This window comes from Pseudomonas frederiksbergensis, from assembly GCF_003732705.1.
GTDB classification, from domain to species: domain Bacteria; phylum Pseudomonadota; class Gammaproteobacteria; order Pseudomonadales; family Pseudomonadaceae; genus Aquipseudomonas; species Aquipseudomonas frederiksbergensis_F.
Genome location: NZ_MOBR01000008.1, coordinates 212,426 through 225,077, shown reverse-complemented (window position 1 = coordinate 225,077; position 12,652 = coordinate 212,426). Strand labels below are relative to the sequence as shown.

At 59.1% G+C, this 12,652-nt stretch carries 11 protein-coding genes and 1 pseudogene; 5 read left to right on the top strand and 7 right to left on the bottom strand.

Annotated elements, in window-relative coordinates; genetic code table 11:
• Nucleotides 1-7 precede the first annotated feature (7 nt).
• Nucleotides 8-871: a YicC/YloC family endoribonuclease gene (locus BK667_RS10190; protein ID WP_123597515.1), complete on the bottom strand. Its 864-nt coding sequence runs from the start codon at nt 869-871 to the stop codon at nt 8-10.
• Between the two features lie 270 nt (nt 872-1,141).
• Between BK667_RS10190 and rph the strand changes: the two genes are divergently transcribed.
• From rph to gltS, 3 genes are all read left to right on the top strand, one after another.
• Nucleotides 1,142-1,864, top strand: a complete 723-nt coding sequence (gene rph, locus BK667_RS10185) for a ribonuclease PH (protein WP_046030686.1) — start codon at nt 1,142-1,144, stop codon at nt 1,862-1,864.
• Between the two features lie 29 nt (nt 1,865-1,893).
• On the top strand, nt 1,894-2,262 hold the full coding sequence (locus BK667_RS10180) for a DUF4870 domain-containing protein (RefSeq protein WP_123515769.1): 369 nt from the start codon (nt 1,894-1,896) through the stop codon (nt 2,260-2,262).
• A gap of 371 nt (nt 2,263-2,633) precedes the next feature.
• On the top strand, nt 2,634-3,839 hold the full coding sequence (gene gltS / locus BK667_RS10175; RefSeq protein ID WP_123597514.1) for a sodium/glutamate symporter: 1,206 nt from the start codon (nt 2,634-2,636) through the stop codon (nt 3,837-3,839).
• A gap of 79 nt (nt 3,840-3,918) precedes the next feature.
• Here gltS and crc read toward each other — a convergent pair whose 3' ends face one another.
• Nucleotides 3,919-4,698, bottom strand: a complete 780-nt coding sequence (crc, locus tag BK667_RS10170) for a catabolite repression control protein Crc (RefSeq protein ID WP_007934608.1) — start codon at nt 4,696-4,698, stop codon at nt 3,919-3,921.
• Nucleotides 4,699-4,780: 82 nt separating this feature from the next.
• On the opposite strand from crc, the gene pyrE reads away from it, so the two are divergent.
• Nucleotides 4,781-5,425, top strand: a complete 645-nt coding sequence (pyrE, locus tag BK667_RS10165) for an orotate phosphoribosyltransferase (RefSeq protein WP_123597513.1) — start codon at nt 4,781-4,783, stop codon at nt 5,423-5,425.
• Between the two features lie 161 nt (nt 5,426-5,586).
• Here pyrE and argB read toward each other — a convergent pair whose 3' ends face one another.
• The 4 genes and pseudogenes from argB to coaBC all read right to left on the bottom strand — a co-directional run bounded on the left by argB (nt 5,587) and on the right by coaBC (nt 9,904).
• Nucleotides 5,587-6,492: an acetylglutamate kinase gene (argB, locus tag BK667_RS10160; RefSeq protein WP_123403785.1), complete on the bottom strand. Its 906-nt coding sequence runs from the start codon at nt 6,490-6,492 to the stop codon at nt 5,587-5,589.
• A 25-nt stretch (nt 6,493-6,517) separates the two neighbouring features.
• Nucleotides 6,518-7,894 (bottom strand): annotated as a pseudogene (locus BK667_RS10155) (phosphomannomutase/phosphoglucomutase); the annotation flags it as partial.
• A gap of 340 nt (nt 7,895-8,234) precedes the next feature.
• Nucleotides 8,235-8,690, bottom strand: coding sequence for a dUTP diphosphatase (gene dut, locus BK667_RS10140; RefSeq protein ID WP_123403789.1), 456 nt, complete (start codon nt 8,688-8,690; stop codon nt 8,235-8,237).
• A 5-nt stretch (nt 8,691-8,695) separates the two neighbouring features.
• Nucleotides 8,696-9,904 carry a bifunctional phosphopantothenoylcysteine decarboxylase/phosphopantothenate--cysteine ligase CoaBC gene (gene coaBC / locus BK667_RS10135; RefSeq protein ID WP_123515779.1) on the bottom strand — a complete coding sequence of 403 codons (1,209 nt, stop codon included), beginning with the start codon at nt 9,902-9,904 and terminating at the stop codon, nt 8,696-8,698.
• Nucleotides 9,905-10,039: 135 nt separating this feature from the next.
• Between coaBC and radC the strand changes: the two genes are divergently transcribed.
• A complete protein-coding gene (gene radC, locus BK667_RS10130; RefSeq protein WP_123597510.1) occupies nt 10,040-10,714 on the top strand; it encodes a RadC family protein in 675 nt (224 codons plus the stop codon).
• Between the two features lie 133 nt (nt 10,715-10,847).
• Here radC and BK667_RS10125 read toward each other — a convergent pair whose 3' ends face one another.
• Complete coding sequence (locus BK667_RS10125) at nt 10,848-12,434, bottom strand: ABC transporter substrate-binding protein (RefSeq protein WP_123597509.1); 1,587 nt, start codon at nt 12,432-12,434, stop codon at nt 10,848-10,850.
• Nucleotides 12,435-12,652: the final 218 nt, after the last annotated feature.

The following is a 12,652-nucleotide window of genomic DNA, read 5'->3' as shown; positions in this document are numbered from 1 at the left end:
GGTGGCCTTACTCAATGTTCTGTACTTGTTCGCGCATCTGCTCGATCAACACTTTGAGGTTGACCGCAGCCGTCGTGCTGCGCGGATCGAAGGCTTTGGAGCCCAGTGTATTGGCTTCGCGGTTGAGTTCCTGCATCAGGAAGTCCAGGCGCCGACCGGCCGCGCCGCCGGATTTGAGCACCCGGCGAACCTCAATGATGTGAGTGCTCAGGCGATCGAGTTCCTCGGCGACGTCGCTCTTTTGCGCGAGCATGACCATTTCCTGCTCCAGACGCTGCGGGTCCATCTCGGCTTTCATGTCGGCAAAGCGGTCGAGGACTTTCTGGCGCTGGGTGGCGAGCATCTGCGGAACCAGCTCGCGCAGGGTCACGACGTCTTCTTCTATGGATGTCAGACGTTCATTGATCAAGCGTGCCAGCTCCGCGCCTTCGCGCTCGCGGCCAGCCTTTAGTTCTTTGAGGCCTTGGTTGAACAGCGCCAAGGCTTCAGCGTTCAAGGCTTGCGGGTCAGTCGCGTCGCCCACCAATACGCCGGGCCAGGCCAGCACTTCCAGTGGATTCAGCGCCGCCGGGTTCTTGATCAGGCCGGCAATCGTTTCGGCGGCTGCGACCAGTTGCGCCGCACGCTCACGATCTATTTGCAGGGTTTTGCCGGTGCTTTCTTCAGTGAAACGCAGGGTGCATTCCAGCTTGCCTCGGGAAATGCCCTGGCGTAGCGCTTCGCGGACGGCGCCTTCGAGGTCGCGAAAGGATTCCGGCAGGCGCAGATGCGGCTCCAGGTAGCGGCTGTTGACCGAGCGCAATTCCCAGCTCAGGGTGCCTTGGGCACCGGCGTTTTCGACGCGGGCGAAGGCGGTCATGCTGTGCACCATGGAGGTACCTCGCAATGCAGGCCGGCGCGAAACCCTTGGGCTTCGCGGACCCGATATCAATGAATGTAAGCCGACTGGCAGCAAAGGCGCAGGATTGTAGCGCAGTGGGGCGGATGCGCCCAAACACACCCTGTGACAAAGGGCTGCAGGCCGTCGGTTAGGCACTTTTCGCTGGCTTCAGCCGTCGGCCGGATTTTTTAGAAGTGCCCAGTCGTGGCTGGCGGCTCTATAATGCTCCGCAGTTTTCCGTCCCCAGTACAGGTATTCCCTATGAAACGTCCAAGTGGTCGCGTTGCCGATCAGCTCCGCTCGATCCGCATTACCCGCAACTACACCAAACACGCCGAGGGTTCTGTGCTGGTTGAGTTCGGTGATACCAAAGTCATCTGCACCGTCAGCGTCGAGAACGGCGTGCCACGTTTCCTTAAAGGTCAGGGCCAAGGCTGGTTGACCGCTGAATACGGCATGCTGCCGCGCGCCACCGGCGAGCGTAACCAGCGTGAAGCGAGCCGTGGCAAGCAAGGCGGGCGCACCCTGGAAATCCAGCGTCTGATCGGCCGCTCCCTGCGCGCTGCGCTGGACATGTCGAAGCTGGGCGACGTCACCCTGTACGTCGATTGCGACGTGATCCAGGCTGACGGTGGCACCCGTACCGCGTCCATCACTGGCGCCATGGTTGCACTGGTCGATGCCTTGAAAGTGATCAAGAAGCGCGGCGGCCTGAAAGGCGGCGACCCGCTCAAGCAAATGATCGCCGCCGTTTCGGTCGGCATGTACCAGGGCGAGCCTGTGCTTGACCTCGACTACCTGGAAGACTCGGCTGCCGAGACCGACCTGAACGTCGTGATGACCAGCACTGGCGGCTTCATCGAAGTCCAGGGCACTGCCGAAGGCGCGCCGTTCCAGCCGGAAGAGCTGAACGCCATGCTGGAGCTGGCCAAGAAAGGCATGAACGAAATTTTCGAACTGCAAAAGGCTGCACTGGCTGACTGATCGAACCGTTCCGCACCCAGGAGGGCGCCATGAGTGACGAGCAACTGCCGCTTCCCACGCCGAGCCAAGAGGTTCGCCAGTGGGCGATGTTTTGTCACTTGTCCGCCTTGCTGGGGATCTGGATTCCGTTCGGCACGCTGATCGGTCCACTGATTCTTTGGCAGATGAAGCGCGAGATGGACCCGTTCATCGATGCGCAGGGCAAGGAAGCGCTGAACTTTCAGCTCACCGTCGCTATTGCCTCGACCATCAGCTTTTTTCTGATGCTTGTGATCATCGGGTTCTTCCTGTTTGGTCTGATCGCCATAGGTGCGTTGGTGCTGACGATCATCGCAGGCGTGAAAGCCAATGAAGGGGTGCCATATCGGTATCCGTTCACTTGGCGGTTGATCAAATAGGTCGCGATCGCGGTATAAAGCAAATGCCCTGACTGGTCGGGGCTTTTGTTTTTTTGCAATTAGATAAATGTCTCCAACTGTGTACTTCAATCGGCAACTGAGTTGAATGCTAGCGTCCATTTAAAGTTTAGTAATCTTCATTACACTTTTAGTCACAACTGCAAAGCGTAGATATCGCCCATATGTTTGGCAATCAGACTTGGCGATTGTTAAAGTTGCGCCAAGTAATATCTATCAAGAAATATTTCGATACGTTCAGACCATTGACGGTCTCTGAATCTATATCCAATCAGTGTTGAGACAATCAACGTATTCAATAGGCGTGCCCGGGTAAAAAGTTCGCCTCTGAATGTATATCTAAGAATATCCAAATGCTTCAGCTCGATTTCTATGGAACACTTGTGGCCGCCTCTTTAGTACTTTTGCTGGGGCGAGGACTTGTCACGCATGTCGGTTTTCTACGCACTTACAATATTCCTGAACCGGTAGCGGGTGGCCTGGTAGTTGCCCTGGTTCTCTTGGGTTTGCGAGTCCTTGATATTGAAATCCGTTTTGATACTTCTCTACAGACGCCCTTGATGTTGGCGTTTTTTGCCACCATTGGCTTGAGTGCAGACTTCGCCAGCCTGAAGAAAGGCGGGCGCGTAGTGGGGATTTTTGTACTGGCGGTCACCGGGCTTTTGGTGGTCCAGAATGCCATGGGCATCGGACTCGCAACGGCGTTGGGGCTCGATCCGTTGATGGGCCTGCTGACAGGTTCGATTACGTTGGCAGGTGGGCACGGTACAGGCGCTGCGTGGGGAGCCACGTTCAGTGAGAAGTTCGGTCTGGCTTCCGCCTCTGAACTTGCGATGGCTTCTGCGACGTTTGGCTTGGTGCTGGGCGGTTTGATTGGTGGTCCGGTTGCTCGCCTGCTCATCAAGCGTGTCCAAACACCCGGCTGCGAGCAAGAAAAGCCACGGCTGCCAAAGGGTTTTGAGCAGCCGAACAAAGAGCGCTCGATCACGCCATTTTCGTTTATCGAAACACTTGCCCTGATCGCCGTCAGCTTATTGGCAGGCACCCTGCTCAATGGCCTGTTGCACGACACCGCATTTGAGTTGCCGACGTTCGTTTGCGTCTTGTTCGTGGGGGTGGTTTTACGCAACGGACTTTCAGCACTTGGCCTTTATCAGGTGTTTGAGCGTGAAGTCTCAGTGCTGGGAAACGTCAGCTTGTCCCTGTTTCTCGCGATCGCTCTGATGTCGCTCAAGCTGTGGGACCTGGCAGCGCTGGCTTTGCCGTTCTTTATTATCCTGGCAGCGCAAACGTTGGTCATGGCGCTGTTTGCGATTTTCGTGACGTTCAGGATGATGGGCAGTAACTATGATGCGGCGGTACTGGCGGCAGGGCACTGCGGTTTTGGGCTAGGCGCTACGCCAACGGCCATCGCAAACATGCAAGCGGTGACGCAGCGCTACGGACCTTCGCAGATTGCGTTTTTGGTGGTGCCTATGGTGGGGGCGTTTTTCATCGACATCATCAATGTCATCGTGATCAAGTTGTACCTTGCGCTACCGTTTTTTGCCGTTGCCTGAGGTTTGTGTCATGCCGACTGGCGCATAAAAAATGCCCGTATCTTGCGATACGGGCATTTTTTGTACTGCGAAACGATGCTTAGATAGTCAACGTCCAGTCGTAGTCCACGATCAGCGGTGCGTGTTGCGAGAACCGTGGCTGACGTGGCAGGCGTGCGCTGCGTACAAAGCGGCGCAGGCCCGGGGTCAGCAACTGGTAGTCGAAACGCCAGCCCAGGTTGAGCATCTCAGCCTGTTCGTTATCCGGCCACCAACTGTACTGATCGCCTTCACGGCTGACTTCGCGCAGGGCATCGACATAACCCATGTTGCCGACAATCTCGTCCATCCAGGCACGTTCAGGTGCCAGGAAGCCCGGGGATTGCTGGCTGTCGCGCCAGTTCTTGATATCCAGCTTTTGTTGCGCCACGTACAGCGAGCCACAGTAAATGTACTCGCGACGTTTGCGTCGCTGTTTATCCAGATAACGGGCGAAATCGTCCATTAGCTTGAACTTCTGGTTCAAGTCTTCATCGCCATTCTGCCCCGAAGGGAGCAGCAAGGTCGCGATGCTGACCTTATCGAAATCGGCTTGCAGGTAGCGCCCGTAGCGGTCGGCCGTCTCGAAGCCGAGACCGCTGATGACTGCCTTCGGTTGCAACCGCGAGTACAAAGCCACGCCACCCTGGGCGGGAACTTCAGCTTCGCAGGCATAAAGGAAGTAGCCATCCAGTTGGAAGGCTGGATCGTCCAGTTCAAAGGCGGAGGCGCGGGTGTCCTGCAGGCAGATGACGTCGGCATTCTGTGCTTGCAGCCAACTGAGCAAACCTCGCTCCACTGCAGCCTGAATACCATTGACGTTCACACTGATGATCCGCATAAATGGCCCCAAAAATCGCGTGCGTGTATGATACACGGCGTCAACCTAATTAGCTAAATCCGTGGTATTTGGGGTTTTTTTCATGCAAACGTATCAGCGCGATTTCATTCGTTTTGCCATCGATCGCGGCGTTTTGCGCTTCGGTGAGTTCACCCTGAAGTCCGGGCGTACCAGTCCTTACTTCTTCAATGCCGGCCTTTTCAACAGCGGTTCGGCCCTGGCGCAACTGGGTCGTTTTTACGCGGCAGCCATCGTCGAGAGCGGCATTGCGTTCGACGTGCTGTTTGGCCCGGCGTACAAAGGCATCCCGTTGGCGGCAACCACTGCGGTGGCGTTGGCCGAACACCACGGCCGCGACCTGCCATGGTGCTTCAACCGCAAGGAAGCCAAGGCCCACGGCGAAGGCGGCAGCCTGGTCGGCGCACCGTTGACCGGTGACGTGCTGATCATCGACGACGTGATCACCGCTGGCACGGCCATCCGTGAAGTGATGCAGATCATTGACAGCCAGGACGGCGCCAAAGCCGCCGGCGTGCTGATCGCCCTGAACCGTCAAGAGCGTGGCAACGGTGAGTTGTCGGCGATCCAGGAAGTGGAGCGCGACTTCAAGATCCCGGTGATCAGCATTGTGTCGCTGACCCAGGTCCTGCAATTCCTGGCCGATGATCCGCAGCTCAAGCAGCATTTGCCAGCGGTAGAAGCCTACCGCGCCCAGTTCGGCGTTTAACGCCGAACTGTGTAGGAGCGAGGCTTGCCCGCGAAGACGTCGTCACATTCAGCGATGAGGTGACTGGATTGCCTTCGCGGGCAAGCCTCGCTCCTACAGGATCGCAGGCAAAAAAAGACCCCGCTCAGCCAGGCCGAGCGGGGTCTTTTTGTAGGTGTCGCTTACGGACGCTTGCGATTGCTGATCAGAGTACCCACACCGGTATCGGTGAAGATTTCCAGCAGAATCGCATTCGGCACCCGGCCGTCGATGATCAACGAGCTGCCCACGCCGCCCTGTACCGCTTCCAGCGCGCAACGGATCTTCGGCAACATGCCGCCGTAGATTGTGCCGTCGGCGATCAAGTCGTCGACTTGCTGGGTGGTCAGGCCAGTGAGCACCGTGCCTTGCTTGTCCATCAGCCCGGCGATGTTGGTCAGCAGCATTAGCTTTTCAGCTTTCAGCGCTTCGGCCACTTTACCGGCCACCAGGTCAGCGTTGATGTTGTACGACTCGCCGTTGGCACCCACGCCGATTGGCGCGATCACCGGGATGAAATCGCCTTTGACCAGCAGGTTCAGCAAGTCGGTGTTGATCCCGACCACTTCGCCTACCTGACCGATGTCGATGATTTCCGGTTGGGTCATCTCCGGCGTCTGGCGGGTCACGGTGAGCTTTTTCGCACGGATCAGCTCGGCGTCTTTCCCGGTCAGGCCGATGGCGCTGCCGCCATGACGGTTGATCAGGTTGACGATGTCCTTGTTGACCTGGCCGCCGAGGACCATTTCCACCACGTCCATGGTTTGTGCGTCAGTCACGCGCATACCGTCGATGAAGTGGCTCTCGATCGACAGACGCTTGAGCAAATCGCCGATTTGCGGGCCGCCGCCGTGAACCACCACCGGGTTGATGCCCACGGCTTTCATCAGCACGATGTCGCGGGCGAAGCCGGTTTTCAGCTCCTCGCTTTCCATCGCGTTGCCGCCGTATTTGATCACCAGCGTCTTGCCGACATAGCGGCGGATGTAAGGCAGCGCTTCGGACAGGACCTTGGCGGTGTTGGCGGCGGCTTCGCGTTCGAGGGTCATTCAGGGCTCCGGGTGAATCAGAAGATCAAAACGGTAGTTGGAGATCAGGCGCAACACGCTTCAACTGGACTTTGAAAACGTCCTTGATGCGCTGCAATTCAGCCTCGTCATCGGCCTCGAAACGCAGCACCAGCACCGGTGTGGTGTTGGAGGCGCGCACCAGGCCCCAGCCTTTGGCGTAGTCGACTCGCACGCCGTCGATGGTGGTCAGGTCGGCGCCTTCACCCCACTTCGCGTCGTGCAGAGCATCAATGATGCTGAATTTGCTCTCTTCGGTCACATGGATATTGATTTCCGGCGTAGAAATATCGTTCGGGAAGGTCGCAAACAGCTCTTCGGCGGTGGATTTTTCCTTGCTGAGGATCTCCAGCAGCCGCGCAGCGCTGTAAATACCGTCGTCGAAACCGAACCAGCGCTCCTTGAAGAAGATGTGCCCGCTCATTTCGCCGGCCAACAGGGCGCCGGTTTGTTTCATTTTCTTTTTGATCAACGAGTGACCGGTCTTCCACATGAGCGGACGACCGCCGTATTCCTTGATCAGCGGCGTCAGGCGACGGGTGCATTTGACGTCGAAGATGATCTCCGCGTCGGCGTTGCGCGCCAGTACGTCGCGGGCAAACAGCATCAGCAGGCGGTCCGGGTAGACGATGCTGCCGGTGTTGGTCACCACGCCAACACGGTCGCCGTCACCGTCGAAAGCCAGACCCAGGTCGGCGTTGGTTTCCTTGACCTTGGCGATCAGGTCCACGAGGTTTTCAGGCTTGCCTGGATCCGGGTGATGGTTCGGGAAGTTACCGTCGACGTCGCAGAACAGCGGGATGACTTCGCAGTTCAGCGCTTCGATCAGCTGCGGGGCGATCACGCCAGCCGCGCCGTTACCGCAATCGACCACGACTTTGAGGCGACGGGCCAGTTTGATGTCCTGGACGATTTCGGTGTTGTAGCGATCGAGGATTTCGACCTTGGTGATGCTGCCCTTGCCGCTGGTCAGGTTGTTGGTCTTGAGGCGTTCGTGCAGGGCCTGGATCTGTTCGTTGGCCAAGGTGTCGCCGGCGATGACGATCTTGAAACCGTTGTAGTTCGACGGGTTGTGGCTGCCGGTCAGCATCACACCGGATTTACCGGCCAGTACGTTGGCGGCGTAGTACAGCGCGGGCGTTGGCACCAGGCCGACGTCGCTGACGTGGCAACCGCTGTCGGCCAGGCCTTGAATCAGGCGTTCGACCAGTTCCGGGCCGGACAGGCGACCGTCGCGGCCTACGGATACGTTGGGTTCGTCCTGAGCCAGGCTCTGGGCGCCGATGGCACGGCCGAGCCAGTAAGCGGTTTCACCGTTCAAGAATTCCGGGACGGTGCCGCGAATGTCATAGGCGCGGAAAATGCTGTCGGGGAACTTGGGTGCGACTTGGGCTGGGCTGTTCATCTGTGGGATTGCTCCATTTCGAAAGTGACTGGACCGACCTGCGAAGTGCTCGTGGGCAGGCTCAAACTGAAGGGTATGACGGCGTTTTCCACAGAGAGTTCGTGGTGTGCAAAGGCCATGACTCCAGCATCAGCGAGCATTTGGCTGGCCAATCCCTTGATTTCCAGTGGTAAACCTTTCAGATGACGGCTGTGCAATTTCCGGTTCGAAAACCTGTGGGAGCGAGCTTGCTCGCGATAGCGGACTGGCAGGCGACACCTTTGTCGAATGGGCGACCGTCATCGCGAGCAAGCTCGCTCCCACAGTGGTTTTCGTCCGATCAATGGCTACCCGAATGCCCAAAACCACCTGCACCACGTTCGGTTTCGACGAACTCTTCGACCATCTCGAAATGCGCCTGCACCACCGGCACCAAAACCAGTTGAGCCAGGCGTTCGCCCACTTCCAGGGTGAATTCCTTGTCGCTGCGGTTCCAGCACGAAACCATTAGCGGGCCCTGGTAATCGGAGTCGATCAGGCCAACCAGGTTACCCAGCACGATGCCGTGCTTATGGCCCAGGCCGGAGCGCGGCAGGATCAGCGCCGCCAGGCCCGGATCACCGATGTAGACCGACAGGCCGGTCGGGATCAGCAGGGTTTCGCCCGGCTTGATCACGGTGTCTTTTTCCAGCATGGCGCGCAGGTCGAGGCCGGCGGAGCCAGGGGTGGCGTATTGCGGCAACGGGAAGTCGGTGCCGATGCGGGGGTCGAGGATCTTGGCTTGCAAAGCGTGCATGTAAATTAAACCTGGTTCAGACGGTCGGCGATAAAAGTGATCAGCTGGCGAGCAATCTTGCTCTTGCTGGTCTGGGCGAAAAGTGTGGCGTGTAGCTCACGGTCGATCACGCTGCAGGCGTTTTCTTCGCTGTTGAAGCCAATACTCGGGTTGGCGACGTCGTTGGCGACGATCAAATCGAGGTTTTTGTCTTTCAACTTGCGCGCAGCGTAATCGAGCAGGTGTTCGGTTTCGGCGGCGAAACCGACACTGAACGGACGGTCGGGACGGGTCGCGATGGTGGCCAGGATGTCTGGGTTACGCACCATTTGTAGTAACAAGCCGTCGCCGTTCGTAGGATCTTTCTTTAGTTTCTGTGGGGCGACGACTTCAGGGCGGTAGTCCGCGACCGCTGCCGAGGCGATAAACAGGTCGCAGGGAATAGCGGCTTCACAGGCGGCGAGCATGTCCCGGGCGCTGACCACATCGATACGGGTGACGCGATCCGGCGTGGGCAAGTGCACCGGGCCTGTGATCAGCGTCACACGGGCGCCAGCCTCCACGGCAGCTTCGGCCAGGGCAAAGCCCATTTTCCCGGAGCTGTGGTTGGTGATGTAGCGCACCGGGTCGATGTTTTCCTGGGTCGGGCCGGCGGTGATCAGCACGTGTTTGCCGGTCAGCGCCTGACGCTGGAAGCAGTCCGCCGCGCACTGGGCGAGGTCGGTGGCTTCGAGCATGCGGCCCATGCCGACGTCGCCGCAGGCCTGGCTGCCGGAGGCCGGGCCGAAGGATTTGATGTTGCGGCTTTCGAGGATTTGCAGGTTGGCCTGGGTCGCCGGGTCGCGCCACATGGCCTGGTTCATCGCCGGGGCCACGGCGACCACCGCGTCGGTGGCCAGCACCAGCGTCGTCAGCAGGTCATTGGCAATGCCTTGGGCCAGGCGGGCGATCAGGTCCGCCGTGGCCGGGGCGATCAGCACCAGGTCGGCCCATTTGGCCAGCTCGATGTGGCCCATGGCGGCTTCGGCCGCAGGGTCCAGCAGGTCGAGGTGGACCGGGTGGCCGGACAAGGCCTGCATGGTCAGCGGGGTGATGAACTCGCTGCCGCCACGGGTCATGACCACGCGCACTTCGGCGCCCTGATCGATCAGGCGGCGAACCAGGTCGGCGCTCTTGTAGGCAGCAATGCCGCCGCCGACGCCCAGAACGATGCGTTTCCGATACAGCCGCTGCATAGGTCTGCCTTTCATTCGTTGATGACTGCAGGACGAAACCCCCTCCCCAGGAGTGAAATCGCCCGCAAAAAAGATGGGCTACGATATCACAGCGACCGCTACGGAACAGCGGCGCCCACAGACCATGGAGGTGTTATGAGTATTCGCGATTGGCCAGCGGCGGAACGGCCGCGGGAGAAGCTTCTTGAGCAGGGTTCGGCGAGTCTTTCCGACGCCGAGTTGCTGGCAATCTTTCTACGGACCGGCGTGTCCGGCAAAAGCGCGGTGGATCTGGCAAGACACCTGTTAAATCAATTCGGCAGCCTGCGCACTTTGCTGGAGGCCGATCTGCGGACCTTCAGCGAGCAACTGGGCCTGGGCCCGGCGAAATTCGCGCAGTTGCAAGCGGTACTGGAGATGGCCCGGCGGCATCTGGCCGAGCGCTTGCGCCGGGATTCGGTACTGGAGAGTCCAATCGCGGTGCGCGACTACCTCAAGGCGATGCTGCGCCACGAGCCCCACGAGGTGTTCGGTTGTCTGTTTCTGGATTCCAAGCACCGGGTGCTGACGTTTGAAACACTGTTTCGCGGCTCCATCGACAGCACCAGCGTGTATCCACGGCAAGTGGTTAAGCGAGCCCTGGCTCACAACGCTGCAGCGCTGATCCTGTGCCACAACCACCCCTCGGGCAACACCGACCCCAGCCAGGCTGACCGAATGCTGACCAAGCGCCTCCAGGAGGCGTTGGAGCTGGTTGATGTGCGGGTGCTGGATCACTTCATCGTTGGGGATGGGGATCCGTTGTCCATGGCGGAGTACGGCTGGATGTAGCGCGGGCAGCCTACATAAAACCCCTGTGGGAGCGAGCCTGCTCGCGAAAGCGGTCTGTCAGTAAATATTGATGCTGACTGACACTACGCCTTCGCGAGCAGGCTCGCTCCCACAGATTTTGTGGCGGGGCAAGTTATTTGAGGGTGACTTTGGAATAGTCCTGGCGACCAAACGGGCTGACCTGATAACCCTCGACATCCTTGCGTGTGAGGGCAAAAGCAGTCGGATGCGCCAACGGCAGCCACAACGCCTGCTGCTGAATCTGCGCCTGGGCCTGTTCATACAGCTTGGTGCGCACGCCTTGTTCGCTGGTGGTTTTGCCAGCGCTGATCAGCTTGTCCAGGTCTTGATTGCAGTAACGGGCGAAGTTGGTGCCGGACTTGACCGCAGCGCAGGAAAACTGCGGCGTGAGGAAGTTGTCCGGGTCGCCGTTGTCGCCGGCCCAGCCCATGAACAGCAGGTCATGCTCGCCGGCCTTGGCACGACGGATCAGCTCGCCCCATTCGATTACCCGGATTTCAGCCTGAATGCCGATTTCCGCCAGATCCGATTGCAGCAGTTGCGCACCGAGGCTCGGATTAGGGTTCAGCAAGCTGCCGGAAGGGCGGGTCCAGATGGTGGTTTGGAAACCGTCCTTGAGCCCGGCCTTGGCCATCAACGCCTTGGCCTTCGCCACGTCGTGCGGATAGCCCGGCAAGCCTTTGGCATAGCTCCAGGTGTTCGGTGGATAAGGGCCGTTGGCGGCTTCGGCGGTGTCTTCGAACACGGCCTTGAGGTAGTTAGCCTTGTCGAGCGCCAGGTTGATCGCCTGGCGCACTTCCGGCTTGTCCAGTGGTGGATGCTGGCTGTTGATGCCGACGAAAGCGGTCATGAACGCGTCAGTCTTTTCCACTTTCAGCGTAGGCTCCTGCTTGGCGGCCACCACATCCAGCGGTTTGGGCGACAGGGCGATTTGGCACTCGTTGCGGCGCAGCTTCTGCAAACGCACATTAGCGTCCGGGGTGATGGCGAAGATCAGCGGGTCCACTGACGGCTTGCCGCCGAAGTAGTCCGGGTTGGCCTTGTAGCGAATCGACGCGTCTTTCTGGAATCGAGTAAAGACGAACGGGCCGCTGCCGATCGGCTGGCTGTTGAGCTTCTCGGGCGTGTCGGCCTTCAACAGTTTGTCTGCGTATTCAGCCGAATAAATTGAGGCGAAACCCATGCTCAAGGTCGCGAGGAACGTCGAGTCCGGGTGATCGAGGGTGAAGCGCACGGTCAGCGGATCGAGGGCGTCGATCTTCTTGATCAGCGCTGGCAGTTGCATCGATTGGGCATGGGGGAAGCCGCTCTGGGCGACTTTGTGCCACGGGTGGGCCGGGTCGAGCATGCGGTCGAAGCTGAATTTGACGTCTTCGGCGCTCAAATCGCGAGTCGGGCTGAAGTACTCGGTTTTGTGAAATTTCACTTGCGGGTGCAACTTGAAGACGTAGGTCAGGCCGTCGGGCGTTACTTCCCAGCTGTCCGCGAGGCTGGCGACCACTTTGCCGCTGGCGGTATCGAAGTCCACCAGGCGATTCATCAGCACATCGGCCGAGGCGTTGGTGGTGGTCAGCGAGTTGTACTGCACCACGTCGAACCCTTCAGGGCTGGCCTCGGTGCAGACGGTGAGGGCGGCGGCGTGGGCCAGCGGGCTCAGCAGCAGAGGGGCAAACAACAGCGGTAGGGCAGCGAGGCGCATGGTCGGATTCCTTTACAGATCGAAGGCCCATCTGCAAGTGCAGTCTGGAAAAGGCTTACCCTAGTGGGCTCTTTTGCAAATGACTATCCCCTTTTTCATTTTGCGGCGACTATAGGCGCCTGTTTCGGGTGTGCGACGGTTTGAAAACCCTGAAATTGGCGTGTTGGTCGATGCTCTGCGACGAGCGGTCGCCATCGACGACAGCCTTTATCCAAGGC

Coding starts and splice junctions, on each gene's coding strand:
- BK667_RS10190 (WP_123597515.1), bottom strand. CDS start 871: ATGGTGCACAGCATGACCGCCTTCGCCCGCGTCGAAAACGCCGGTGCC.
- rph (WP_046030686.1), top strand. CDS start 1,142: ATGAAACGTCCAAGTGGTCGCGTTGCCGATCAGCTCCGCTCGATCCGC.
- BK667_RS10180 (WP_123515769.1), top strand. CDS start 1,894: ATGAGTGACGAGCAACTGCCGCTTCCCACGCCGAGCCAAGAGGTTCGC.
- gltS (WP_123597514.1), top strand. CDS start 2,634: ATGCTTCAGCTCGATTTCTATGGAACACTTGTGGCCGCCTCTTTAGTA.
- crc (WP_007934608.1), bottom strand. CDS start 4,698: ATGCGGATCATCAGTGTGAACGTCAATGGTATTCAGGCTGCAGTGGAG.
- pyrE (WP_123597513.1), top strand. CDS start 4,781: ATGCAAACGTATCAGCGCGATTTCATTCGTTTTGCCATCGATCGCGGC.
- argB (WP_123403785.1), bottom strand. CDS start 6,492: ATGACCCTCGAACGCGAAGCCGCCGCCAACACCGCCAAGGTCCTGTCC.
- dut (WP_123403789.1), bottom strand. CDS start 8,690: ATGCACGCTTTGCAAGCCAAGATCCTCGACCCCCGCATCGGCACCGAC.
- coaBC (WP_123515779.1), bottom strand. CDS start 9,904: ATGCAGCGGCTGTATCGGAAACGCATCGTTCTGGGCGTCGGCGGCGGC.
- radC (WP_123597510.1), top strand. CDS start 10,040: ATGAGTATTCGCGATTGGCCAGCGGCGGAACGGCCGCGGGAGAAGCTT.
- BK667_RS10125 (WP_123597509.1), bottom strand. CDS start 12,434: ATGCGCCTCGCTGCCCTACCGCTGTTGTTTGCCCCTCTGCTGCTGAGC.